Source organism: Mesorhizobium sp. M5C.F.Ca.ET.164.01.1.1, from assembly GCF_004792125.1.
GTDB lineage: Bacteria > Pseudomonadota > Alphaproteobacteria > Rhizobiales > Rhizobiaceae > Mesorhizobium > Mesorhizobium wenxiniae.
The window spans coordinates 1099695-1124825 of sequence record NZ_SRTG01000001.1; the positions used below are offsets into that span (position 1 = coordinate 1099695).

Below are 25131 nucleotides of genomic sequence, written 5' to 3' on the forward strand. Positions count from 1 at the left end.
TTTGCGTCTCAAGCGGCGCGGGCGGCAAGCGGCGCCGCGATCAGGCGGGTTCCGTCATGGCCGGCCACGATCGCGTCAACGATTTCGCCCGGCGCGCCCGCGGAGATCGTGGCAAGCGTAAAGCCTTCGGTGCGGCCGAGCCCGTCGCGCTCGACCAGGATCGACTGGCGTGTTCCGGCGAGTGCAGCGAGATGGCGGCGATAAGCGGCGTCACCGGCGGCGCGCAGCCGTGCCGCACGCTGCTTGACCACCTCGCGGCGGAGCTGCGGCATGCGCGCGGCGGGGGTGCCTTCGCGCGGCGAGAAGGGGAAGACGTGGAGATGCGTCAGCCCGCATTCCTCGACTATTTCCAGCGATTTTTCGAACATAGCGTCCGTCTCGGTCGGGAAGCCGGCAATGATGTCGGCGCCGAAGACGATGCCGGGACGCAATTTGCGCAAATCCTCGCAAAAACGGATCGATTGATCCCGGTTGTGCCGCCGCTTCATCCGCTTCAGGATCATGTCGTCACCCGCCTGCAGCGACAGATGCAGATGCGGCATCAGCCGAGGCTCGGTGGCAATCGCGTCGAGCAGATCGTCGTCAGCCTCGATCGAATCGATCGACGAGAGACGCAGGCGTTTCACGCCAGGCACCTGCTTCAGGATCGTCTTGACCAATTTGCCGAGTTTCGGGCTGCCAGGCAGGTCGGCGCCGAAACTGGTCATGTCGACGCCGGTCAGCACGATCTCGGCATAACCATTGCCACTCAGCCGCTCGACCTGCTCGACAACGGCGCCCATCGGCACAGAGCGCGAATTGCCGCGGCCATAGGGGATGATGCAGAAGGTGCAGCGGTGGTCGCAGCCGTTCTGCACCTGGACGAAGGCCCGCGCCCGGCCCTCGATGGCGTCGACCATGTGGCCGGCCGTCTCGCGTACCGAAAAGATATCGTTGACGCGAGCCTTCTCGGTATCGTTGACGCCGAAATCCGGCAGCGCGCGATAGGAATGCGCCTTCAGCTTCTCTTCATTGCCGAGGACGAGATCGACCTCGTCCATGGCGACGAAATTCTGCGGCTCGGTCTGCGCCGCGCAGCCGGTGACGATGATGCGGGCGGCCGGGTTCTCGCGCCGGGCCTTGCGGATCGACTGTTTTGCCTGGCGCACCGCCTCGCCGGTGACGGCGCAAGTGTTGAAGATGATTGCGCCGCCTTCCAGCGCGCCAAGGCCGGCGCTCTCCGCCTCCCGCCGCATCACCTCGGATTCGTAGGTGTTCAGCCGGCAGCCGAAGGTGACGACGTCTACCCCCTTCTTGGCAAGAGGAGCCATCAGGCGGCGCTTTCGGTGTCGCGGGCCCACACGCCGGTCGACGGGTCGAAGCTGCCGGAAAATTCCCATTCGGCGGCACCGGTGAGGATGACGTGGTCGTCGCCGCGCCATTCGACATGCAGCGAGCCGCCACCGGGCGTCATCAGCGTGACGCTGCGTCCAGTCCGCTTGGTGCGGGCCGCGGCAACCACCGCGGCGCACGCGGCCGAGCCGCACGCCTTGGTCAGGCCAGCGCCGCGCTCCCAGGTGCGGATGACCATCGTCTCGGGCGAGGTCACTTGCGCGATGGTGATGTTGGCGCGTTCGGGGAAGATCGGGTGGTTTTCGAGCAGCGGGCCGAAGCGGTCGAGCTCGTAAGACCAGATATCGCGGTCGACCCAGAAGATGGCATGCGGATTGCCCATCGACACGACCGAGGGCGAATGCAGCACAGGCGCGTCGATCGGGCCGATCTGCAGCTCGATCATGCGGGTATCGCGGAATTCCTCGGCGAGCGGAATATCCTGCCAGCCTAAACGCGGCTTGCCCATGTCGACCGAGATCAGCCCGTCGGCATGTTCTTCGGCGTTGAGGATGCCGGCGACGGTCTCGAAGGCGAATGTCTTCTGGCCGGTCTCGGCGGCAAGTGCCTGCACCACGCAGCGCATGCCGTTGCCGCAGGCCTGCGCGCCGGTTCCGTCGGAATTCAGGATGTCGATGAAAAAGGCGGTGCCCGGCGTCCTGGCGTCGTGGATCGCCATGATCTGATCGAATTCCGTCGCGGCATCGGCATTGAGCGCAAGGGCGGCAGCCGGCGTCACCCGATCGGCGCGACCGCGCATGTCGGCAACGATGATCTCGTTGCCAATGCCGTTCATCTTGGCGAAGGGGGCAGTGCTTGCCATGGATCGAAAGGTCTCATGCCGGTTTGGCGCCTATATGGCGGATACCGGCCGAAATTACCAGTGTGCGGACGTCAGAGCGACGTGCGTCCATTTGGACGCACAAAGTACGCTCTGACATTTTTGAACCAGCGCACGTGCTTTCTGCTGCGCACTTTTGCGCGACATGCATTAGGCCACCGCGAAGACGCCAAGCACGATCAGCAAGAAGATGATCAGCACGATGCCGATGAGGATACGGGCGCCGGTGGCGGCGGCTCCGGCCAATGCCGGCATACCGAGCAGGCTTGCCGCGGCCGCGATGATCAGAAGAATGACAATCCATTTGATCATGAGAAAAAACCTCGCAGCCGACGGTTGTGGATACCTGCCAACGCGTTTACGGCGTTCCGCTCGCCGCGAAGCCGGCCGCCTGCCTAGACCGCCGGCACGTCCCAGACTTCGCCGGGACGCAAGGCGCGAAAGCGTTCTTGCGGGATACCTTGATCGTCGAGGGCTTCAAGCTTTCTGGCCGGCTCGTCGATCGGCTCGTTGGTCAGCCGGAACGTGCCCCAATGGCAGCCGGCAGCATGGGCGGCGTTGCACAAAAGCATGCCTCGCACCGCCTCCTCCGGGTTCTGGTGGTGTGGCGCCATGAACCAGCGCGGCTCGTAGGCGCCGATCGGCAGGATGGCCAGGCGGAAGCCGCCGTGCCTTTCGGCCATCAGCCGGTAGTTGATGCCTTCGTGGAAACCGGTGTCGCCGGCGAAATAGACCCTTCCGCCCGGCGTCTCGACCACAAATCCCGCCCACAGCGCCATGCGCCGGTCGCGGGTGCCGCGCGCCGACCAGTGGTGCACCGGCTCGACATAGACGGCGACGTCCTTTCCGATCTCGACCCTCTCGCCCCAGTCATGCACGGAAAGCCGCACGCCGGGAACGCCATCGTCGATGATGGCGTCATTGCCGAGCGGCGTCAGCACCACCGGATCGTGCTTTATCTTCAGCCGCTTCAGCGTGGCGAGGTCGAGATGGTCGTAGTGGTTGTGGCTGACCAATACGAGGTCGATCGGCGGCAGGTTGGAAAAGGCGATACCCGGCAGATTGACCCGTTTCGGCCCGGCAAAGGAGAGCGGCGAGACACGCCGCGACCAGACCGGGTCGGTGAGGATGTTCAGGCCGGCCGTCTGGATGAGCAGCGAGGAATGGCCGACCATGGTCAGCCTCAGCCCGGAGCCGTCGATCCGTTTGGCCGGTGTCGCCTGATGAAACGGACTCGGATTCGCCGCCGGCCATTTCGAGCGCTCGCCGCCCAGCTGCCACTTCAAAAGATCGGAAAAGCGGGCAGGCGGCTTGCCGTTGGGATTGAAGAACAAGGTGCCGTCGAAATGATCGCTCGGTGGGCCGCTGTAATAGCGATTGGCGGCTCTTTTTCTCGCAGCCAAGGTTTCGCCTCCGGCAGGGTTCCGTTTCATCAGAGATAGGACCGAAGCCGATTGACGCAAGCATTTGGTGACCGGAATGCCAAGGGCATGCTTGTCCGGGTAGACCCCTGGCAGCCTCGGGTCAGGTGCAGGCTGGGCGGCATGCATTTTGTGGTAAAATTGCAACAGATGCTGCCGCAAATGGTATTTTAACCATATCGGGTTGAAATTTCGCCACCTTCTCCATTTTGGTGAAGGGGATATTGTGCGGACGGCAGCCCCAGCCGGATCCGACGGAGGTTTGAAATGAATTTTTCGAAAACCGGTCTGCTGGCCGTATCGCTTGCCGCGCTCGTTGCGAGCGGCTGTTCAACGTCACGGTTCTCGTCGATGGACCAGGAGCAGCCGTCGCCGCTGCAAGCCGCGCCCTCTGGCAAGGTGACCGCAAATCAGCTGCCGCCGCCGGCGTCGCCCGGCACAGCCGACCCGTCGAAATTTCCGACGGCGCCGCAAGGGACGCTAAACCCCCAGGTCGCCTCGCTGCCGCCGGACGGGACGGCTCCTGCCGGAGCCCCGGATCTTACCGCAGGCAGCGTCGCCGGCGTGTGGAAGGCCAGTGTGTCCGGCCAGAGCTGCCAGGTGGCGACGCCGCAGACCAAGTTCGGCGCGGGCTACCGGGCCGGACCGCTGCATTGCCCGGCGCCGATCGACGGCATCAAATCGTGGAACGTCGCCGGCAAGCAGTTGACGCTGTACGACGAGAATGGCGGCACGCTGGCACGGCTCTATTCCTCAGGCGGCGAGAAATTCGACGGCCAGACTTCCAACGGCCTGCCGATCTCGCTTACAAGAGGCTGACCCGCCGCATATTTGTTTTACGCAATTCCGAACGGAAAACCGCTACACACTTTTCCTGGAATTGCTGTCTTTGTTTATACGCAATTCCGGACCGAAAACCGCTAAGCACTTTTGCTGGAATTGCTCTAGAACGACGTGACCGATGCATCTGCGTGACGGCCTTCAGACCCATGCGACCGTCCGGCAGCGATACGACCATCTGGTCGATACCGGCCTGATCGACCGCGATCCGGCGCAGGAGCGGATCGTCGCGGAACTCGACCGGCTGATCGATGAGATCTCGGCAAAGCGGCTGGCGCACAAATCGAGCGCGCTGGGCTGGCTGTTCGCCCGCAAGCGTGAAACGCGCGAGGCCGTCAAGGGCCTCTACATCCATGGCGGCGTCGGCCGCGGCAAGACCATGCTGATGGACATGTTCTTCGAGCTGCTGCCGGTCAGGCGCAAGCGTCGTGTGCATTTCAACGACTTCATGGCCGATGTGCAGGATCGCATCCAGAAGCACCGGCAGGCGCGTAAAGAGGGCGCCGTCAGGGAAGACGACCCGATCGCGCCGGTTGCCCGCGCGCTGGCCGAGGAAGCCTGGGTGCTGTGCTTCGATGAGTTTTCCGTCACCGACATCGCCGATGCGATGATCCTGTCCCGGCTGTTCTCGGCGCTGTTTGCCAACGGCGTCGTGCTGGTCGCCACGTCCAATGTCTCGCCGCAGGATCTCTACCGCGACGGCTTGAACCGCCAGCTTTTCCTGCCCTTCATCGGCATCCTCGAGCGGCATGCGCAGGTGCTGGCGCTGGACGCCGACAAGGACTATCGGCTGGACAAGCTCAGCCGCCTGCCGGTGTATGTCACACCCGCCGATGCCGCCGCCGATGCTGTCCTCGACGAGGCCTGGGAAGTGATGACGCGTGGCCGGCGGACAGCCGAGGCGGCATTGACGGTAAAGGGCCGGCAGGTCGTGGTGCCGCGAGCCGCCGGCGAAGCGGCGCGGTTTTCCTTTGCCGATCTCTGTGAAAAACCGCTCGGTGCCCGCGATTTCCTGGCGATTGCCGACCGCTTCTCGACCATCTTCATCGATCATGTGCCGGTGCTTGGCGAAGGCATGCGCAACGAGGCCAAGCGCTTCATCCTGCTGATCGATACGCTCTACGACCATAATGTGCGGCTGGTGGTGAGCGCCGCTGCACCGCCACCGCAGCTGTATACGGCCAGACGCGGCAACGAGGTCTTCGAGTTCGAGCGCACCGCGTCACGGCTGATCGAGATGCAGAGTCACGAATGGCTGGAAGACTGGGCGGGGAGGCAGAGGGGGAAGGTGGTGCCTGTGGAGGCGAGGCAGGCGCAGGCCTAGAGGCGATAAACATACATCACGAACTCCTCCGCCGATCCATGCGGCTCCTTCCGTGCCTCGTAAAGCGCGCGGGCCGCAATATTGTCCGGCTCAGTGCCGACCCAGGCCTCCTCGCAGCCATGCTCGCGGCCGAGCTCAAACATGGCGTCGAGCATCTTCGTCGCTATACCCTGGCGCTGGAAGGCCGGCGATACGCCCACCTCGTCGACGTAGAATTCACTCACCTTGTCCGGGTGGCGGTGGATGACGGCTGCGCATTGGCCGACGACTATGCCTTCGGCCACGGCGATGATCATGAAATGGGCGGGCTCGCGGAGATACGCTGCCAGCCGATCCGGCCTGACCGGTTCATCGAACACCTCCTCGGCGGCCCGCATCACATGGGCGTCATCGCCGGGGTTGAGCCTTACGATTTCCACATCCATTGTGTAAAATCTCCCAAGTCGGCTTACAAACTTTGACGTTTACGTAAATCCCAATTGATCTAACCGATTGAAAAAGCTCACTCCAAAATAATCGTTTGAATGTTTTGTGCGCCGGGGCTATTGGGTGCGGCGAAATCTTTGCGGCTTCCCCGCAGCATTCCGGCCTCCTTCCTCGACGCCGTCATCAAATTCGTGAAGGATTTGGGCGCCGTCACAGTCTAAAGGGAAAACCTCCTGACATGGCACGCAACAAGATAGCGCTTATCGGCTCGGGCATGATCGGCGGCACGCTCGCCCACATGATCGGCCTCAAGGATCTCGGCGACGTTGTGCTGTTCGATATCGCCGAGGGCATCCCGCAAGGCAAGGGGCTGGATATCGCGCAATCGTCGCCGGTCGATGGGTTCGACTCCAGGCTGACCGGCGTCAACGATTATGCCGGCATCGAGGGCGCCGACGTCTGCATCGTCACCGCCGGCGTGCCGCGCAAGCCCGGCATGAGCCGCGACGACCTTCTCGGCATCAACCTGAAGGTCATGGAGCAGGTTGGCGCGGGTCTCAAGAAATACGCGCCGAAAGCCTTCGTCATCTGCATCACCAACCCGCTCGACGCCATGGTCTGGGCGCTGCAGAAGTTTTCCGGACTGCCGAAGAGCCATGTCGTCGGCATGGCCGGGGTGCTGGACAGTTCGCGCTTCCGCTATTTCCTGGCCGAGGAATTCAAGGTCTCGGTCGAGGATGTCACCGCCTTCGTGCTCGGCGGCCATGGCGATTCCATGGTGCCGATGATCCGCTATTCGACGGTCGCCGGCATCCCGCTGCCCGACCTCGTCAAGATGGGCTGGACCTCGAAGGAAAAGCTCGACCAGATCGTGCAGCGCACCCGCGACGGCGGCGCCGAGATCGTCGGCCTGCTCAAGACCGGCTCGGCCTTCTACGCACCGGCCGCCTCGGCGATCGCCATGGCCGAAGCCTATCTCAAGGACAAGAAGCGCGTGCTGCCCTGTGCGGCGCATCTCTCCGGCCAGTATGGCGTCAAGAACACCTATGTCGGCGTGCCGGTGGTGATCGGCGCCGGCGGCGTCGAGCGCATCATCGAGATCGAGCTCAGCAAGCCCGAGCAGAAGATGTTCGACAGTTCGGTGGCGGCGGTGCAGGGCCTGTGCGAGGCCTGCGTCAAGATCGCTCCGCATCTCGCCGCCAAGTGACCCGCCGCCAAGTGACCCGCCAGTAAATTGATCTGGAGACAACGCGCATGAACATCCATGAATATCAGGGCAAGGCGCTGCTGAAGGGCTTTGGCGCACCGGTGGCCGAAGGCGTGCCGGTGTTCGAGGCAAGCGAAGCGGAAGCCGCCGCCAAGGCGCTGCCCGGCCCGCTCTATGTGGTGAAGAGCCAGATCCATGCCGGCGGCCGCGGCAAAGGCAAGTTTAGGGAGCTCGGCCCCGACGCCAAGGGTGGTGTCAGGCTGGCGAAGTCGGTGGCCGATGTCGTTGCCAACGCCAACGAGATGCTCGGCCACACGCTGGTCACTAAGCAGACCGGCCCGGCGGGCAAGCAGGTCAACCGCCTCTACATCGAGGACGGCGCCGACATCGACCGCGAGCTCTACCTGTCGCTGCTGGTCGACCGCTCCGTCGGCCGCATCGCGTTCGTCGTCTCGACCGAGGGCGGCATGGACATCGAGGCGGTCGCCCATGACACGCCGGAAAAGATCATCACCGTCACCATCGACCCGGAAAAGGGTGTGACGGCGGACGATTTGAAAGAACTCAACGGCGCGCTGAAGCTCGACGGCGAGGCGGCCAAGGACGGCGAGACGCTATTCCCGATCCTCTACAAGGCCTTCGTCGAGAAGGACATGAGCCTGCTCGAGGTCAATCCGCTGATCGTCATGAAGAATGGCCGGCTCCGCGTGCTCGACGCAAAAGTGTCGTTCGACAACAACGCGCTGTTCCGCCATCCCGACGTGATGGAGCTTCGCGACATCACCGAGGAGGACGAGAAGGAGATCGAGGCGTCGAAATACGACCTCGCCTATGTCGCGCTCGACGGCAATATCGGCTGCATGGTCAATGGCGCCGGACTTGCCATGGCGACGATGGACATCATCAAGCTCTATGGCGCCGAACCCGCAAACTTCCTCGATGTCGGCGGCGGTGCGTCGAAGGAGAAGGTGACGGCGGCGTTCAAGATCATCACCAAGGATCCGGCGGTCAAAGGCATCCTGATCAACATCTTCGGCGGCATCATGAAGTGCGACATCATCGCCGAGGGCGTCATCGCAGCAGTTAAGGAAGTCGGGCTGCAAGTGCCGCTGGTGGTGCGGCTCGAAGGCACCAATGCCGAGCTCGGCAAGAAGATCATCAACGACAGCGGGCTTAACGTCGTCTCGGCCGACGACCTCGACGACGCGGCCAAGAAGATCGTGGCGGCGGTGAAGGGCTGATCTGGTGCCTCCGCACAAGATAAATCTGGTCGAGGCGGCGGATCAGAAGATCAAAAAGGTCTTCGATCCGCATATCGCCGGCGACGTCAACGACGCCCAGGTCAAGATCGCCAAGTTCGGCGATGTCTTCGACTGGCACGCGCATGACAATGAGGACGAAGCGTTCCTGGTGCTGCGCGGCCGCATCGCCATCGATTTCCGCGACGGCACGGTGGAACTTGGCAGCGGCGAGTTCATCGTCGTGCCGCGTGCCGTCGAGCACCGGCCGCGCTCGCTGAGCGAGGAGCCGGTGGTGCTGATGTTCGAGCTGGCGACGACGCTCAACACCGGCAACGCCAAAAGCGACCTCACCGTCGCCGATCTCAAGCGGCTCTGACCTGACGATGACCGCGCAGCCTTCCTCCATCAACGGTTTGTAAAAAGGACCACCATGTCCATTCTCGTCGACAAGAACACCAAGGTCCTCGTGCAGGGCCTGACCGGCAAGACCGGCACGTTCCATACGGAGCAGGCGCTGGCCTATCACGGGACAAAAATGGTCGGCGGCATCCACCCCAAGAAGGGTGGCGAGACGTGGACCGGCGCCAAGGGCGAGAGCCTGCCGATCTTTTCCACGGTTGCCGAAGGCAAGGCAACGACCGGTGCCAATGCTTCCGTTGTCTATGTGCCGCCGGCGGGCGCCGCAGAGGCGATCCTGGAAGCGATCGAAGCCGAGATTCCGCTGATCATCTGCATCACCGAGGGCATCCCGGTGATCGACATGATCAAGGTTAAGGCGAGGCTCGACCGCTCGACATCGCGGCTCATCGGTCCCAACTGCCCCGGCGTCCTGACCCCCAACGAATGCAAGATCGGCATCATGCCCGGCAACATCTTCCGCAAGGGCTCGGTCGGCGTTGTTTCCCGCTCGGGAACGCTTACCTATGAGGCAGTGTTCCAGACCACCAATGTCGGCCTCGGCCAGACCACCGCCGTCGGCATCGGTGGCGACCCCGTCAAAGGCACGGAGTTCATCGACGTGCTGGAGATGTTCCTCGCCGACGACGAGACCCAGTCGATCATCATGATCGGCGAGATCGGCGGCTCGGCCGAGGAAGACGCCGCGCAGTTCCTTAAGGACGAAGCCAGGCGTGGCCGCAGGAAGCCGATGGCCGGTTTCATCGCCGGGCGCACGGCGCCGGCCGGCCGCACCATGGGTCATGCCGGCGCGGTCATTTCCGGTGGCAAGGGCGGCGCCGAGGACAAGATCGCGGCGATGGAATCGGCTGGAATAAAAGTTTCGCCGTCGCCGGCCCGGCTCGGCACGACGCTGGTCGAAGCAATTAAGGGTTAAGGGAGTAGGGCAGTATGGGAGTAGGGGAATAGGAAGAACGGAACGAGTGGCGACGATTGCCACTTTCCATACTGCCCTACTCCCCTATTCCCTTACTCCCCTTCGGAAAAGGAGACGGAGCCAGGCTCCGCGGAAAAAATGGCAAGACAAGATCAGGCCAACGACCAATTTTCGCTTACCTCTTTCCTCTATGGCGGCAATGCCGATTATATCGACGCGCTCTACGCCGCCTATGAGGACGATCCCTCTTCGGTCGATCCCGAATGGCGGGATTTCTTCGCGGCGCTGAAGGACGACGCCGGCGATGTCCGCAAGAATGCCAAGGGCGCCTCATGGGCCAGGCCCTCATGGCCGCTGCAGGCCAATGGCGAATTGGTGTCGGCGCTCGACGGCGATTGGGGCATCGTCGAAAAGCACATCGAGAAGAAGGTCCAGCACAAGGCGGTGATGAACGGCGTCGCCCTTTCCGACGCCGACGTGCATCAGGCGACGCGCGATTCCGTGCGCGCCATCATGATGATCCGCGCCTACCGCATGCGTGGCCACCTGCACGCCAATCTCGATCCGCTCGGCATCGCCAAGCCGCTTGAGGATTACAACGAGCTGTCGCCGGAAAATTACGGCTTCACCGCCGCCGATTTCGATCGCCCGATCTTCCTCGACAATGTGCTCGGCCTCGAATTCGGCACCATCCGGCAGATGCTGGACATATTGACCCGCACCTATTGCTCGACGCTCGGCGTCGAGTTCATGCATATTTCCGATCCCGAGGAGAAGGCCTGGATCCAGGCGCGCATCGAGGGCACCGACAAGGAGATCTCCTTCACCGCTGCCGGCAAGAGGGCGATCCTGCAGAAGCTGGTCGAGGCCGAAGGGTTCGAGCAGTTCATCGACGTCAAGTACAAGGGCACCAAGCGCTTCGGCCTCGACGGCGCAGAAGCGCTGATCCCGGCGCTGGAGCAGATCGTCAAGCGCGGCGGCCAGCTCGGCATGAAGGAGATCGTGCTCGGCATGGCGCATCGCGGCCGGCTGAACGTGCTCTCCCAGGTGATGGCCAAGCCGCACCGCGCCATCTTCCACGAATTCAAGGGCGGCTCGGCCGCACCCGATGAGGTCGAGGGCTCGGGCGACGTGAAGTACCATCTCGGTGCTTCGTCGGACCGCGAGTTCGACGGCAACAAGGTGCACCTGTCGCTGACCGCCAATCCCTCGCATCTGGAAATCGTCGATCCGGTGGTGATGGGCAAGGCGCGGGCCAAGCAGGACTCCCTGTTCGGCCGCAGCCGCGAGGAGATCGTGCCGCTGGAAGAGCGCGCCAAGGTGCTGCCGCTGCTCCTGCACGGCGACGCCGCCTTTGCCGGCCAGGGCGTGATTGCCGAAATCCTCGGCTTGTCGGGGTTGCGCGGCCACCGCGTCGCCGGCACACTGCATTTCATCATCAACAACCAGATCGGCTTCACCACCAATCCGCGCTTCTCGCGCTCGTCGCCCTATCCGTCGGATGTGGCCAAGATGATCGAGGCGCCGATCTTCCACGTCAACGGCGACGATCCGGAAGCCGTCGTCCATGCCACCAAGGTGGCAATCGAATTCCGCATGAAGTTCCACAAGCCTGTCGTGGTCGACATGTTCTGCTACCGCCGCTTCGGCCACAATGAGGGCGACGAGCCGGCCTTCACCCAGCCGATCATGTACAGCAACATCCGCAGCCACAAGACGACGGTGCAGATCTATGCCGACCGGCTGATCGCCGAGGGCCACCTCACCCAGGCCGAATTCGACAAGATGAAGGCGGACTGGCGGGCACATCTCGAGCAGGAATTCGAGGTCGGCCAGCATTACAAGCCAAACAAGGCCGACTGGCTGGATGGCGCCTGGTCGGGCCTGCGCACGGCCGACAACCAGGACGAACAGCGGCGCGGCAAGACCGCGGTACCCGTCAAGACGCTGAAGGAGATCGGCAAGAAGCTGACCGAGGTGCCGAAGGATTTCGCGGCGCACAAGACGATCATGCGGTTTCTCGAGAACCGCCGCCAGGCGATCGAGTCGGGCGAAGGCATCGACTGGTCGACGGCCGAGGCGCTGGCTTTCGGCGCCATCCTGCTCGACGGCAATCCGGTCCGGCTGTCGGGACAGGATTCGGAGCGCGGCACGTTCTCGCAACGCCACTCCGTGCTCTACGACCAGCGCGACGAGACACGCTACATCCCGCTCAACAATCTGTCGGCGGCGCAAGCCGGCTTCGAGGTCATCAACTCGATGCTGTCGGAAGAGGCCGTGCTCGGCTTCGAATACGGCTACAGCCTGGCCGAGCCGAAGGCGCTGACGCTTTGGGAAGCCCAGTTCGGCGATTTCGCCAATGGCGCCCAGGTGGTGTTCGACCAGTTCATCTCGTCGGGCGAGCGCAAGTGGCTCAGAATGTCGGGCCTCGTCTGCCTGCTGCCGCATGGCTATGAAGGCCAGGGGCCGGAACATTCGTCGGCCAGGCTCGAGCGCTTCCTGCAGCTTTGCGCCGAAGACAACATGCAAGTGGCCTACTGCACGACGCCGGCCAACTACTTCCACATCCTGCGCCGGCAGTTGAAGCGGGATTTCCGCAAGCCGCTGATCCTGATGACGCCGAAGTCGCTGCTGCGCCACAAGCGGGCGGTGTCGACGCTGCCGGAGATGTCGGGCGAAAGCGCCTTCCACCGGCTGTTGTGGGACGATGCCCAGCAGCTCCCCGGCCAGGCGATCAAGCTCACCAAGGATTCGAAGATCCGCCGTGTGGTGCTCTGCTCGGGCAAGGTCTATTACGACCTCTACGAGGAGCGCGAGAAGCGCGGCATCAACGACATCTACCTGCTGCGCGTCGAACAGCTCTATCCGTTCCCGGCCAAGGCGCTGATCACCGAGCTGTCACGCTTCCGCAACGCCGAGATGGTGTGGTGCCAGGAGGAGCCCAAGAATATGGGCGCCTGGTCGTTCATCGATCCGTATCTGGAATGGGTGCTGGCGCATATCGACGCCAAGCATCAGCGGGTGCGCTATACCGGCAGGCCGGCCGCTGCGTCGCCGGCCACCGGCTTGATGTCGAAGCATCTCGCCCAGCTTGCCGCCTTGCTCGAAGACGCGCTCGGTGAATAGAACAGAGCTCGGCGAATAGAACAGAACCGACAGAAAAACGGACAGGCACAATGGCTACCGAAATCCGCGTCCCCACTCTTGGCGAATCCGTCACCGAGGCGACCATCGGCAAATGGTTCAAGAAGGTGGGCGACGCGATCGCCACCGACGAGCCGCTGGTCGAGCTCGAAACCGACAAGGTAACGGTGGAAGTGCCGGCCGCGGCCGCAGGAACGCTCAGCGAGATCGCCGTCAAGGAAGGCGAGACGGTCGAGGTCGGCGCTTTACTCGGCATGATTGCGGCGGGCGACGGGGCAAAAGCGGCAGCACCCGCGAAGGCGTCAACTCCTGAAACGAAGCAGGACGCGGTATCGCAAGCCTCGGCGCCGACCGCCGCATCCACAGTCGAGCAAGCCGCGGCCGAGACCGCCAAGATCGCCGGCGATGCCGGGCCGATCGAGGCGCGCGCGATGCCGCCGGCGCCGGCGGCGGCGAAGCTGCTGGCCGAGAGCAATCTCGCGGTCGACCAGGTCTCGGGCTCCGGCAAGCGCGGCCAGGTGCTGAAGGGCGACGTGCTCGACGCGATCGCCAGGGGCGCGCCGTCGCAACCGGCCGAGACGCCGAAGGCCCCTGCACCGGTTGCTGCCCGTGCGCCGTCCTCGGCCGACGACGCGTCGCGCGAAGAGCGCGTGCGCATGACCAAGCTGCGGCAGACCATCGCGCGCCGCCTCAAGGAAGCGCAGTCGACCGCCGCCATGCTGACCACCTTCAACGAGGTGGACATGAGCGCGGTGATGGCGCTCAGGACCAAATACAAGGATGTGTTCGAGAAGAAGCACGGCGTGAAGCTGGGCTTCATGGGCTTCTTCACCAAGGCCGTCACCCATGCGCTGAAGGAAATCCCCTCCGTCAATGCCGAAATCGACGGCACCGACATCATCTTCAAGAATTACGCCCATATCGGCGTCGCCGTCGGCACCGAAAAAGGCCTCGTCGTGCCGGTGGTGCGCAATGCCGACCAGATGGGAATAGCCGAGATCGAGAAGGATATCGGCCGGCTGGGCATCGCCGCGCGTGACGGCAAGCTTTCCGTGGCAGATATGCAGGGCGGCACGTTTACGATTTCTAACGGCGGCGTTTACGGGTCGCTGATGTCGACGCCGATCCTCAACGCGCCGCAGTCGGGCATCCTGGGCATGCACAAGATCCAGGAGCGGCCGGTGGTGGTCGGCGGCCAGATCGTGATCCGGCCGATGATGTACCTGGCGCTCTCCTACGATCACCGCATCGTCGATGGCAAGGAAGCGGTGACCTTCCTGGTCCGCGTCAAGGAAAGCCTGGAGGATCCGGAGCGGCTGGTGCTCGATCTGTAAGGTAGGTTGAGGTGAGCCGGAGAATGGATCTGCGCCACCGAATTAGCTCCTCTCGTTTGCGCTCCGGATTGTTTTTCGCAGCTGTGCTCGCGGCCGGCGTTGTGCAGACGGGATCGGCAGCCTTTGCCGCCTGTCCGCTCGAGCTCGCCGTCTATGGCGATGCCGAAAGCGAAGCCGGCATCGATTTCAGGCCGACCGGGGGATCGGCCGTTGTCACCAACACGTTCAAGATGGTGCTCGACAACGGCGTCGTGCTCGACGGCATCGTCATGTGGACGGAAGGCGTGGCGCGGCCGCGTGGTTCGCTGATGTACAAATGCCCGACAGGCGACGTCACCGGCGACGAACTCGCCGCCTGCACATTGTGGGAGGGGGTCGTCTACAGTGCTGACGACAACGGCAACATAGCCCTACTGCCGGCCGAAGGCGCGGACGCGCCGAAGACCCTGATCTTTCCCGACCTCGGGCCGTCGCTGCAGATGTCGGCGGCCTATGGCGCCAACGGGTTTTCGAAGGTGCCTTGGGATGTTTTCTCATTGAAGGGTTGTCAGGAATGAGCGCGGCCAAAAAAGTGCTGCTGGTGACCGGCGGCGGCCGCGGCATCGGCGCCGCCATCTGCCGGCTGGCAGCCAAGGCCGGCTACCGCGTCGCGGTCAATTACGCGACGAACCAAAGCGCCGCCGACGCACTGGTCGCTGAAATAGCGGCCGCAGGCGGCGAGGCTTTGGCGGTCAAGGGCGATGTCGGCGTTGAGGCTGATGTCGTGGCCATGTTCGAGGCAGTGGACCGCGCCTACGGCCGGCTCGACGCCCTTGTCAACAATGCCGGCGTCGTCGACGTCAAGGCGCGCGTCGACGAGATGAGCGTTGCGCGGCTGGAGCGCATGATGCGCATCAATGTCGTCGGGCCCTTCCTTTGCGCGCGCGAGGCGGTCAGGCGCATGTCGACCAGCTACGGCGGCAGGGGCGGCGCGATCGTCAACATCTCGTCTGCCGCATCGGTGCATGGTTCGGCGGGCGAATATGTCGACTATGCCGCGTCCAAGGGCGCGATCGATACCTTCACTGGCGGACTTGCCCGCGAGGTGGCGACCGAAGGCGTGCGCGTCAACGCGGTGCGGCCGGGCATCATCGATACCGAAATCCATGCCTCCGGAGGTCAGCCGGACCGGGTCGCGCGGTTCCAGGACATGCTGCCGATGAAGAGGGCGGGCACGTCAGATGAGGTTGCGCGAGCGGTCCTCTTTCTTCTATCCGATGCAGCGTCCTATACGACGGGCGCGATCCTGAATGTGAGCGGCGGCCGCTGAGCGGCAGTGGCGAATCCGAAAGGCGAGAAGGACAGTATCATGGCTTATGACGTCGTTATCATCGGATCGGGACCGGGCGGCTATGTCTGCGCCATCAAGGCGGCACAGCTCGGCCTGAAGACGGCGGTGGTCGAGAAGAACGCGACCTTCGGCGGCACCTGCCTCAACATCGGCTGCATCCCGTCCAAGGCGCTGCTGCATGCCTCCGAGATATTCGCCGAGGCCGGCCACTCCTTCGATACACTCGGCGTCGAAATCGGCGCGCCGAAGCTCAATCTGACAAAGATGATGGCGCACAAGGACGCGACGGTGGCGTCCAACGTCAACGGCGTCGCCTTCCTGTTCAAGAAGAACAAGATCGACAGCTTTCGCGGCATCGGCAAAGTCTTGTCCAACGGCAAGGTGTCGGTGACCGGCGAGGACGGCAAGGTCGAGGAGATCGAGACCAAGAACATCGTCATCGCCACCGGCTCGGATGTCGCGGGCATTCCGGGCGTCAAGGTCGATATCGACGAGAAGGTGATCATTTCCTCGACCGGCGCGCTGTCGCTGGACAAGGTGCCGGGCCATCTGGTGGTGGTCGGCGGCGGCGTCATCGGGCTGGAGCTTGGCTCGGTATGGGCGCGGCTCGGCGCCAAGGTGACTGTCGTCGAGTTCCTCGACACCATCCTGGGCGGCATGGACGGCGAGGTCGCCAAGCAGTTCCAGCGCATGTTGTCCAAGCAAGGCATCGAATTCAGGCTCGGCGCCAAGGTGACTGGCGTCGCCAGGACCAAGAAGGGTGCCACAGTCACTTTCGAGCCGGTCAAGGGCGGTGCTGCCGAGACCATCGAGGCGGATGCGGTGCTGATCGCGACGGGACGCCGGGCCTATTCGGACAGTCTCGGGTTGAAGGAGGCCGGCGTCGAGGTCGACGAGGGCGGCCGGGTCAGGACGGACGGCCATCGCAAGACCAATGTGCCCGGTGTCTACGCCATCGGCGACGTCATCGCCGGGCCGATGCTCGCCCACAAGGCCGAGGACGAAGGCGTGGCGGTGGCCGAGACCATTGCCGGCCAGGCCGGCCATGTGAACTACGAGGTGATCCCGAACGTCGTCTACACCAGTCCGGAAATCGCCTCAGTCGGCAGGACCGAGGAAGAGCTGAAGAAGGCCGGCATCGACTACAAGGCCGGCAAGTTTCCGTTCAGCGCCAATGGCCGGGCGCGGGCCATGCTGCACACCGACGGCTTCGTGAAGATCCTGGCCGACAAGCAGAGCGACCGCGTGCTCGGCGTCCACATCGTCGGTTTCGGCGCCGGCGAGATGATCCACGAGGCGGCGGTGCTGATGGAGTTCGGCGGCTCGTCGGAAGATCTTGCCCGCACCTGCCACGCCCATCCGACGATGTCGGAAGCGGTGAAGGAAGCGGCACTGGCGACCTTCTTCAAGCCGATCCACATGTAGGCCTTCCCAAGCTACTCCGGCAGCCATCCGGCGGCTCAAAGCAAAACGGCCCGCTTTTCAGCGGGCCGTTCGTATTTGGAATCAGCAGCCGATCACTGCGGGGCTGGTGCGGGCGCTGGAGCAGGCGCCGGCTCTGCAGGCGCCGGAGCAGGTGCTGGGGCAGGCTCTGCGGGTGCCGGGGCTGGCGCAGGCTCTGCGGGTGCCGGGGCTGGCGCAGGCTCTGCCGGAGCAGGCGTCGGTTCCGCGGGCGCTGGCGCCGGGGCCGGCGTCGTGGCGGCCGGCGGTTCAGCAGGCGCTGGCGCTTCGTCGCTTCTTCCAAAAACATAGTATGCGACAATAGCCAGAATAACGACAACCAGGGCAATCAGCCAGCCGGTGGTGCCGCCACCAGACCTGGGAGGGGGTGTCGGAGTGGTGTACGGGTCGTTTGGATTCGCCATAAAAGTGTCCTCCGTGGGATAAAAGGTATCAATCAACGCACATCAACGCGCAATCGCCGAACAGGTTTCACGCTAGGGTCGAAAACGCCGAAAACAGGGCAATCTTCGCCGGGAATCGTTCGTCCGCACGCACTTTACTCGCAAAATTCGCAGTAATCGAGCCAAAATAAACCTGTCGACCTTCCTATCCTGAGACAAGCTTTCGGTGATTCGGGAAAGGCATCGCTCCGAATCACGTCTTGCCGGATTCGCAACTCAACCGTGCAACTCAGTCGACGGCAGTGACGGTGTAGCCTGCCTTGCGGAAATCCTCGACCAGACCTTCCGCGCCCGGGAGGTGCAGGGCGCCGACCGCCATGAACGCATTGCCCTTGGCGAGGATCGGCCCGGCATGGTCGATCATCACCTTGTTGCGGCTGGTGATCATGGTTTCCTCGAAGGCGGCATAGCCCGCCGAATCGTCTTCGTCGCCGGGAAGGACGGCACGAAACAGCGGCCAGAGCATGCCGGTGTCGCCGCGCTGGTAAAGCACGATCATGGTTTCGTTGACGTCGTTCACCCTGTTGCCGAGCTTCAGTGTGTCGACGAGGCCCTTCGTGTGAAACGCGAGCGGCAGCGAGGCCATGGCGCGAAGCTGGTCGGCGATGGTCTCCAACCCATCGACGGCCTTGCCTGACGCTTTGGCATCCTGCGCAAGCTTGATGTCGAGCACCGGCGTGCCGCCGGCCTGGCGGGCCAGTTCACAGGCCGGGAGCGCGACCATGGTCGACAGCATCCACGGTTTCATCTTGGCGACACTCGCCGGCGGGATGCCGCGCGAGTCGAGCGCCTTGTTCACCGCCGCCGCATCGTCCGGCGACAGCAGCGAGGACAGCGTGGTGCTGTCGGTGAACATCATCAGTTCCGGCTCTTTCAGGAACGCCGCCATCATCTTCTGCTGATCGAGCACCTCCGTGGTCTCGATGACGATAGTGTCGGCGGCGTCAAAGGCCTTTTGCGCGGCGGGCGGCAGCGTGGTCACGCGCGGGTCGGACATATGCATGGTGCCGAACAGGAAGGACGGGCTTTCGCCCGCCTTTTCCAGTTTCCACAACAGGCCCTTGCCGTTCGGGGTAGCGGCCGCTTCGGTCTCGATCTTGCGGTAGGTGGCCGGGTCGTCCTTCTGCAAGGCCGACAGCATGTCGGCGCCGGCGCAGGCCGGGGTTTCGGCGCGCGCCTTGCCGGCGGCGAGCAGCGCGATGATGAGGAAAGAGAGAAAAAACAGGATGTTGAGCGCCACTAGCAGCCTCAACGAGGCAAGGGCCGTGCGGTCGGCGATGGCAATGACGCGTTTCATGGTCCGCTTTTTAGAGACAAAGAACGGCGAAACGGTTAACCGGTGCAGCAAAATTGTCTTGGACATGGCTCCACGGCTCATATTTTGGCTGCAACTTTGCGAAATCATGCGTCGGTTAGGCCCGCGGATGGGCCGCTTCATAGATTTCGAGCAGCCTCGCGGTGTCGACGCCGGTGTAGATTTGTGTCGTCGACAAGCTGGCGTGGCCCAAAAGTTCCTGGATAGTGCGCAGGTCGCCGCCGCGTCCAAGCAGATGTGTGGCGAAGGAATGGCGCAAGGCGTGCGGCGTGGCGGTGTCGGGCAGATTGAGTGCCGAGCGCAGCCTGGCCATGTCGCGCTGGACGATGGCCGGGTTGAGCGGACCGCCGCGGGCGCCGCGAAACAGCAGGCCCTTCGGGTCGAGATGATAGGGGCAAAGCCGGCGGTATTCGGCGATCACCCGAAGCGCCACCGGCAGCACCGGCACCAGCCGCGTCTTGCCGCCCTTGCCGGTGACGCGCAGCACCGTTTCATCAGGCGACGACAGATCGGCGCCGGACAGGCCGAGCGCCTCGGAAATGCGCAGGCCCGAGCCGTAGAGCAGCGTCAGCACGGCGCCGTTGCGGGCAGCGATCCACGGTTCCTCCGCCAGCTGGCCCTCCACCGAAACGACGTGTTTCGCATCGCTTGCCGTCAGCGGCTTGGGCAGCGACTTCGGCTGCCGTGGCGCGCGCAGTGCCGCAGCACCGGCCGCATTGACGAGGCCGCGCCGCTCCAGAAAGCGCAGCAGCGAGCGGATGCCGGCGAGCCCGCGTCCGAGCGTGCGGGCGCCGGCGCCTCCGGCGCGGCGTGCGGCGAGAAAGCCGCGCAGATCGGCCGGGCGCAGATCGGCGATGTCCGAAATGCCGGGCGAACCGCCGCAATGGCCGGTCAGGAAGTGCAGGAACTGGCGCGTGTCGCGCTCATAGGCTTCCACGGTTTCCGGCGACAGCCGGCGCTCGCGCGCCAGCATCTTCAGCCAGCTTTCGCGGGCCGCCTGAAGGTCTGGTTTGGCCGGGATGAGGAATTCCTGCATTGCGCTCTTCCGATATGCCGTTCTTCCATTCTGGGCCATCTTCCGGCAGCCAGGTTAGGAAGCCGTGAAGAGCCGCGTCATTGAAATGACAAGAGGGTGGAGCTAGAGCAAGGCAAAGGATTTTTCCGATGACCAAACCGCAAAACCCCGTCCAGATGGCCGTGATCGGCGCCGCCCACGGCATCAAGGGCGAATTGCGCGTGAAGACCTTCACCGGCGATCCGCTGGCGCTGGCCGACTACGGGCCGCTCTATGCCAGGGACGGCCGCGCCTTCCAGATCGTCGACATCAGGCCGGCCAACAACGTCGTGGTGGTGCGTTTCAAGGGCATCAGCGACCGCAATGCCGCCGAGGCGCTCGCCGGCACGGAATTGTTCGTCGACCGCTCGATGCTGCCTGACGACGGCGAAGAGGACGAATTCTATCATGCCGATCTCGTCGGGCTGGCGGTCCGGGACGATACCGGTGCTGACATCGGCAAGGTCGTCGCCGTGCATAATTTCGGCGGCGGCGACATTCTCGACGTGACGCTGGCGGGGCGCAAAGGCGTGCTGATCCCGTTCACGCAGGCCGCCGTGCCTGAGGTGTCGATCAAAGACGGCTTCGTCCGTATCGATCCGGCGGCGGCGGGCCTGACCGATGACGAAGAGGGCGACGAATCCGGCAGCGACGGTTTCGACCCGAAGGGCAGGCCGCGCGGGCCCAAGGACGCCGGGGGAAACCGGTGAGTTTTTCCGCCTCGGTGCTGACGCTCTATCCCGAGATGTTTCCCGGCGCGCTCGGCCTGTCGCTGGCCGGCCGGGCGCTGGTATCAGGCACATGGTCGCTGGAAGCGATCCAGATCCGCGATTTCGCCAGCGACCGCCATCGCACCGTCGACGATACGCCGGCCGGCGGCGGCGCCGGCATGGTGATGCGCGCCGATGTGCTGGCCAGCGCCATCGACCACGCCTCGCCGGAGGGTGATCCGCGCCCGCGCCTGCTGATGAGCCCGCGTGGCAAGCCGCTGACGCAGGCCCGCGTGCGTGAACTGGCCGCCGGGCCGGGTGTCGTCATCGTCTGCGGACGCTTCGAAGGCGTTGACCAGCGGGTGATTGACGCGCGTGGGCTGGAAGAGGTCTCGGTCGGCGACTTCATCCTCTCCGGCGGCGAGCCGGCAGCCCTTGTGCTGCTCGACGCCGTGGTGCGGCTGTTGCCCGGCGTGATGGGCAATGCGGTGTCAGGCGATGAAGAGAGCTTTGAAAGCGGCCTGCTCGAACACCCGCACTACACGCGGCCGCAGGAATTCGAGGGCCGGCAGATCCCCGAAGTGCTGGTCTCCGGCAATCACAAGAAGATCGCGGCGTGGCGGCGTGCCGAGTCGGAAAGGCTGACCAGGGAAAGGCGGCCGGACCTGCTGGCCGCTCACCCCTTGGCGAAGTAGTAAAAAGCCAGGAACACGCCGACCCCGACGACGAAGCCGCGCACGGCAATTTGCGGCACGCGCTTGGCGATCCAGACGCCGGCATAGCCGCCCAGCGCGCCGCCGGGTATCATGATGATCGCCTGCGGCCAGGCGATCACGCCGCCGGAGACGAAGACCAGGATGGCTATCGCTGCGATGACCACGGCTAGCGTGTTCTTCAGAGCGTTCAGGCGGTGATAGTCGCCGGGCTGGGTGAGGCCGAGCGTCGCCAGCATCATGACGCCCATGCCAGCGCCGAAGAATCCGCCATAGACTGCGGTGGCGAATTGCGCCAGGGAACCGACCAGCGAACCCACTGCGGCCTCATGCCCCGGCTTGGGCGCCGGCTTCAGCCACGGCCCGGCGGCGAACAGCGCGGTTGCCGCCAGCAGCAGCCATGGCACCAGGACGCGGAATGACGGATTGTCGAGCGCCAAAAGGATGAGCGCACCGGCCAAGGCGCCGAAAGCCGATATGACGCCGAGCAGCAACGCTGTGCGCCAGAAATGCTTGATGTCGACCCAATAGGCGAGTGTCGAGGTGATGTAGCCGGGAAACTGTGTCACCGACGAGGTGGCGTTGGCGACGATCGGCGGCAAGCCGACCAGCGTCATGGCGCCGAAGGTGATGAACGTGCCGCCGCCGGCTATCGCATTGACGGCACCTGAGAGAAAGCCCGCAAAAAAGAGCAGGACCGCATCGAGAACTGGCATGGAGGGTATTGCCGCCGGAGAAGTCACGTTTTACCCGGCTTAGAAAGCTTGGGACTTCGACGCAACCCCTTGCGCTGAAAGATTGCAATGTCGGCCGACGACCAAAAAAGACACGGCGAAGGCGTGACAAAGCGTCGAAATAGCTGTATGTGCGCGCCGAACCGGAAGAACAATCTGCCGGACCCGTCAACAATGGCGGTGTAGTCGCCCCTGCCCGATGTCTCGCGACAAAGGGCATAGCCGAGCGGTCGATGGAACTGCAAGGCGAGTGCCGGACGCTCTGACTGTCGGAAGAACAAGAAGTGGATTTGTAGAGATGGATATCCTCCGTCAGCTCGAGGCCGAACAGGCCGCCAAGATCGAAGCCAAGCGCAAGCTTCCCGAATTCCAGCCCGGCGATACCGTGCGTGTCCAGGTCCGCGTGACCGAAGGCACCCGCACCCGCGTCCAGGCTTATGAGGGCGTTGTCATCGCCCGCGCCGGCGCCGGTTTCCAGGAGAATTTCACCGTTCGCAAGATTTCCTACGGCGAAGGCGTGGAGCGCGTGTTCCCGGTCTTTTCGCCGATGGTCGAAGGCGTCGAGATCGTGCGCCGCGGCAAGGTGCGCCGCGCCAAGCTCTACTACCTGCGCGATCGCCGCGGCAAGTCGGCCCGCATTTCCGAAAACACCGGCGTGCGCGCCCGCAAGCTGAACGACGAGGAGCGCGATGCGTTGAACGCCGAGAAGGCCCGCATCGAGGCCGAGAAGGTGGCCGCCGCCCAGGCGCTGGCCGCCGAGAAGGCGGCGCAGGACGCCGCCGAGAAGAAGGCCGCCGACGAGGCCGCCAAGGCTGCGGAAGCAGCCGCCGCCGAATAAGGCGTCTTCAAAACCGATGATTTCGGAAAGGCGGCTTCGGCCGCCTTTTTGTTTCGCGGGATGAATTCGATCTTGCCGGGCCGCATCGGTGCGCAATCGAAACGGATCGTTTCGTAATCTCGGCGTTGAAAGCATCGGAATCCATTTTCGGATGGAATGGCGCATCGGACCGGCTTGCAAGGCGCCTGCGGAAAGCTAAAGTCGGCGCCGGATTTCCTGCAAGCCTCGACAATGTCGAGGCCGTTCAAATTCTCGGGGTGTACCATGACCAAATCGAAACTGCTGTTAGCCGGTCTGTTGGCTCTGATTCTTGCGCCCGTGGCCGCCTTGGCGCAGGCGCTGCCCGATCTCGGCGGCAAGAAGGTGGTGGTTGTGACGGAAAACGCCTATCCGCCGCTGCAGTTCATCGATGCCAAGACCGGCAAGCAGATCGGCTGGGAATATGACGCGATGAACGAGATTGCCAAGCGGCTGAATTTCCAGGTCGAATACCAGAATACCTCTTGGGACGCGATGATCCAGGCGGTTTCCGACAATCAGTACAACATCGGGATGACCGGCATCACCATCAAGGACGACCGCAAGCAGAAGGTCGATTTCTCCGACCCCTACATGCGCTCGGAACAATTCATGCTGGTGCGTGGCGATGAGAAGCGCTTCACCGACGCCAAGACGTTCGGCGCCTTCAAGGATGGGCTGATCGGCGCACAGGCCGGCACGACGCCGTTCTACACCGCCGTCTACAGCGTGCTCGACGGCAATGAGCAGAACCCGCGCATAAAACTGTTCGAGACGTTCGGCGCGACGGTGCAGGCGCTGAAGACCGGCGACGTCGATGTCGTGCTGACCGACGGCACTGCCGGCAAGGGCTATGTCGAGGCGTCCAATGGCGGGCTGAAGCTGATCGGCGGACCGCTCGGCACCGAGGATTTCGGCTTCATCTTCCCCAAGGGCTCGGATCTGGTGAAACCGGTCAATGCGGCCATCGCCGCACTGAAGGCCGACGGCACGCTCGACGCGCTCAACAAGAAATGGTTCCTCGACTACAAGATGGGGCAGTAGTCTCTCTTGCTAGGTGCGTTGAGCGACGATCGTGTTCTGAAACACCCACGGATTTCATTTCTTCACACCCCCCACTGTCCTGCCGGACAGTCCGGCAGGACAAAGGGGGGTGGGACAGAACGCAGCCTTCGTGGCTCCGTCACTGGTATCGCTTGATGCCGCCGGCACCTCCAGCCTCCGCCAAATCAGACTTCCCGTGGTGGCTTGCCGTGGCGGCGGCACTCGCCGTGGCAGCCGCTATCTTCATCGCCGCAAGCGAGCTCTATGCCCAGGTTTTCGCGACCGTGGCCAAGGGCATCGGCATCACCGTGTTCGTCACGATGGTCGCCTTCGCGCTGGCCTCGGCAATCGGGCTCGGCATTGCGCTGATGGGCCTGTCGGGATCGCGCTGGCTGCGCCAGATCGCTCGCTTCTATGTCGAGATCATCCGCGGCGTGCCGATGCTGGTGCTGTTGTTCTGGATCGCCTTCGCCGGGGCGCCGGCCTTCGTTGCGGCGTGGAACGCGCTGACCGCGCCATTGCAAAATGCGGGTCTCTTCGGAGAACTGCTGGTGCGCGACGTGTCGTTGCTGTGGCGCGCCATCATGGCGCTGACCATCGGCTACTCCGCGTTCATCTCGGAGGTCTTCCGCGCCGGCATCCAGGCAGTCGAGAAGGGGCAGATCGAGGCCGCGAAGGCGCTCGGGCTGACCCGCACGCAGCGTTTCCGGCTGATCGTCTTTCCGCAGGCGATCCGAACCATCCTGCCGCCGCTCGGCAATGATTTCGTCGCCATGGTCAAGGATTCCTCGCTGGTCTCGGTGCTCGGCGTCGCCGACATCACCCAGATGGGCAAGATCTACGCCGCCGGCTCGTTCCGCTTCTTCGAAACCTATTCGATCGTCGCCTATATTTATCTTATCCTGACGGTCGGCCTGTCGCTGGCCTTGCGGGCGCTGGAGAAGCGGCTGCGCCGCCAGCATGAGGAATAGCCGGCAGGCGAAGGCGCT

At 63.8% G+C, this 25131-nt stretch carries 25 protein-coding genes; 17 read left to right on the forward strand and 8 right to left on the reverse strand.

The window, feature by feature from the left end:
• Positions 1-8: 8 nt before the first annotated feature.
• The 4 genes from mtaB to EN807_RS05265 all read right to left on the reverse strand — a co-directional run bounded on the left by mtaB (position 9) and on the right by EN807_RS05265 (position 3615).
• A complete protein-coding gene (mtaB, locus tag EN807_RS05250) occupies positions 9-1310 on the reverse strand; it encodes a tRNA (N(6)-L-threonylcarbamoyladenosine(37)-C(2))-methylthiotransferase MtaB (RefSeq protein WP_135934139.1) in 1302 nt (433 codons plus the stop codon).
• Positions 1310-2194 carry a diaminopimelate epimerase gene (gene dapF, locus EN807_RS05255; protein ID WP_135934140.1) on the reverse strand — a complete coding sequence of 295 codons (885 nt, stop codon included), beginning with the start codon at positions 2192-2194 and terminating at the stop codon, positions 1310-1312. Before dapF ends, mtaB begins: the two co-directional genes overlap by 1 nt.
• A 168-nt stretch (positions 2195-2362) precedes the next feature.
• Entirely contained in the window at positions 2363-2524 is a 162-nt protein-coding gene (locus EN807_RS05260; protein WP_029349395.1) for a DUF1328 family protein, read from the reverse strand.
• Positions 2525-2607: 83 nt separating this feature from the next.
• The gene (locus EN807_RS05265; protein ID WP_135934141.1) at positions 2608-3615 is read right to left on the reverse strand and encodes an MBL fold metallo-hydrolase; all 1008 of its coding nucleotides are present in this window, start codon (positions 3613-3615) and stop codon (positions 2608-2610) included.
• Between the two features lie 285 nt (positions 3616-3900).
• Here EN807_RS05265 and EN807_RS05270 point away from each other — a divergent pair, with 285 nt between their 5' ends.
• Positions 3901-4452 carry an AprI/Inh family metalloprotease inhibitor gene (locus EN807_RS05270; RefSeq protein WP_127314779.1) on the forward strand — a complete coding sequence of 184 codons (552 nt, stop codon included), beginning with the start codon at positions 3901-3903 and terminating at the stop codon, positions 4450-4452.
• Between the two features lie 142 nt (positions 4453-4594).
• Entirely contained in the window at positions 4595-5797 is a 1203-nt protein-coding gene (zapE, locus tag EN807_RS05275; protein WP_135934142.1) for a cell division protein ZapE, read from the forward strand.
• On the opposite strand, the gene EN807_RS05280 is transcribed toward zapE, so the two are convergent.
• Positions 5794-6222 carry a GNAT family N-acetyltransferase gene (locus tag EN807_RS05280; RefSeq protein WP_135934143.1) on the reverse strand — a complete coding sequence of 143 codons (429 nt, stop codon included), beginning with the start codon at positions 6220-6222 and terminating at the stop codon, positions 5794-5796. The genes zapE and EN807_RS05280 overlap by 4 nt on opposite strands.
• Before the next feature lie 239 nt (positions 6223-6461).
• On the opposite strand from EN807_RS05280, the gene mdh reads away from it, so the two are divergent.
• From mdh to EN807_RS35415, 10 genes are all read left to right on the forward strand, one after another.
• Positions 6462-7430: a malate dehydrogenase gene (gene mdh, locus EN807_RS05285; protein ID WP_135934144.1), complete on the forward strand. Its 969-nt coding sequence runs from the start codon at positions 6462-6464 to the stop codon at positions 7428-7430.
• A gap of 47 nt (positions 7431-7477) precedes the next feature.
• On the forward strand, positions 7478-8671 hold the full coding sequence (gene sucC, locus EN807_RS05290) for an ADP-forming succinate--CoA ligase subunit beta (protein WP_128341084.1): 1194 nt from the start codon (positions 7478-7480) through the stop codon (positions 8669-8671).
• Between the two features lie 4 nt (positions 8672-8675).
• Positions 8676-9047, forward strand: a complete 372-nt coding sequence (locus EN807_RS05295) for a cupin domain-containing protein (protein ID WP_135934145.1) — start codon at positions 8676-8678, stop codon at positions 9045-9047.
• A gap of 54 nt (positions 9048-9101) precedes the next feature.
• Positions 9102-10004, forward strand: coding sequence for a succinate--CoA ligase subunit alpha (gene sucD, locus EN807_RS05300; protein WP_135934146.1), 903 nt, complete (start codon positions 9102-9104; stop codon positions 10002-10004).
• Between the two features lie 138 nt (positions 10005-10142).
• Entirely contained in the window at positions 10143-13130 is a 2988-nt protein-coding gene (locus EN807_RS05305; protein ID WP_135934147.1) for a 2-oxoglutarate dehydrogenase E1 component, read from the forward strand.
• A gap of 50 nt (positions 13131-13180) precedes the next feature.
• Positions 13181-14482: a 2-oxoglutarate dehydrogenase complex dihydrolipoyllysine-residue succinyltransferase gene (gene odhB / locus EN807_RS05310; RefSeq protein ID WP_135934148.1), complete on the forward strand. Its 1302-nt coding sequence runs from the start codon at positions 13181-13183 to the stop codon at positions 14480-14482.
• 68 nt (positions 14483-14550) lie between these two features.
• Positions 14551-15039, forward strand: a complete 489-nt coding sequence (locus EN807_RS05315) for a hypothetical protein (RefSeq protein ID WP_246684012.1) — start codon at positions 14551-14553, stop codon at positions 15037-15039.
• Positions 15036-15791, forward strand: a complete 756-nt coding sequence (locus EN807_RS05320; RefSeq protein WP_135934149.1) for an SDR family oxidoreductase — start codon at positions 15036-15038, stop codon at positions 15789-15791. The genes EN807_RS05315 and EN807_RS05320 overlap by 4 nt, the downstream gene beginning before the upstream one ends.
• Before the next feature lie 39 nt (positions 15792-15830).
• Positions 15831-17237: a dihydrolipoyl dehydrogenase gene (gene lpdA / locus EN807_RS05325; RefSeq protein ID WP_135934150.1), complete on the forward strand. Its 1407-nt coding sequence runs from the start codon at positions 15831-15833 to the stop codon at positions 17235-17237.
• Positions 17238-17343: 106 nt separating this feature from the next.
• The gene (locus EN807_RS35415; RefSeq protein ID WP_189522354.1) at positions 17344-17577 is read left to right on the forward strand and encodes a hypothetical protein; all 234 of its coding nucleotides are present in this window, start codon (positions 17344-17346) and stop codon (positions 17575-17577) included.
• A gap of 368 nt (positions 17578-17945) precedes the next feature.
• Here EN807_RS35415 and EN807_RS05335 read toward each other — a convergent pair whose 3' ends face one another.
• Together EN807_RS05335 and EN807_RS05340 are read right to left on the reverse strand one after the other, a co-directional pair.
• On the reverse strand, positions 17946-19013 hold the full coding sequence (locus EN807_RS05335) for a TraB/GumN family protein (protein WP_135934152.1): 1068 nt from the start codon (positions 19011-19013) through the stop codon (positions 17946-17948).
• Positions 19014-19128: 115 nt separating this feature from the next.
• Positions 19129-20067 carry a tyrosine recombinase XerC gene (locus EN807_RS05340; protein WP_135934153.1) on the reverse strand — a complete coding sequence of 313 codons (939 nt, stop codon included), beginning with the start codon at positions 20065-20067 and terminating at the stop codon, positions 19129-19131.
• 128 nt (positions 20068-20195) lie between these two features.
• Between EN807_RS05340 and rimM the strand changes: the two genes are divergently transcribed.
• Entirely contained in the window at positions 20196-20795 is a 600-nt protein-coding gene (gene rimM, locus EN807_RS05345; protein ID WP_135934154.1) for a ribosome maturation factor RimM, read from the forward strand.
• The gene (gene trmD / locus EN807_RS05350; RefSeq protein ID WP_135934155.1) at positions 20792-21490 is read left to right on the forward strand and encodes a tRNA (guanosine(37)-N1)-methyltransferase TrmD; all 699 of its coding nucleotides are present in this window, start codon (positions 20792-20794) and stop codon (positions 21488-21490) included. The genes rimM and trmD overlap by 4 nt, the downstream gene beginning before the upstream one ends.
• Here trmD and EN807_RS05355 read toward each other — a convergent pair.
• The gene (locus tag EN807_RS05355; RefSeq protein ID WP_135934156.1) at positions 21472-22224 is read right to left on the reverse strand and encodes a sulfite exporter TauE/SafE family protein; all 753 of its coding nucleotides are present in this window, start codon (positions 22222-22224) and stop codon (positions 21472-21474) included. The genes trmD and EN807_RS05355 overlap by 19 nt on opposite strands.
• Before the next feature lie 316 nt (positions 22225-22540).
• On the opposite strand from EN807_RS05355, the gene rplS reads away from it, so the two are divergent.
• The 3 genes from rplS (at position 22541) to EN807_RS05375 (ending at position 25113) form a co-directional block, all read left to right on the forward strand.
• Positions 22541-23080, forward strand: coding sequence for a 50S ribosomal protein L19 (gene rplS / locus EN807_RS05365; RefSeq protein WP_135934158.1), 540 nt, complete (start codon positions 22541-22543; stop codon positions 23078-23080).
• A gap of 264 nt (positions 23081-23344) precedes the next feature.
• Positions 23345-24142, forward strand: coding sequence for a transporter substrate-binding domain-containing protein (locus tag EN807_RS05370; protein ID WP_029349350.1), 798 nt, complete (start codon positions 23345-23347; stop codon positions 24140-24142).
• Between the two features lie 155 nt (positions 24143-24297).
• Positions 24298-25113: an amino acid ABC transporter permease gene (locus tag EN807_RS05375; protein ID WP_127318821.1), complete on the forward strand. Its 816-nt coding sequence runs from the start codon at positions 24298-24300 to the stop codon at positions 25111-25113.
• Positions 25114-25131: the final 18 nt, after the last annotated feature.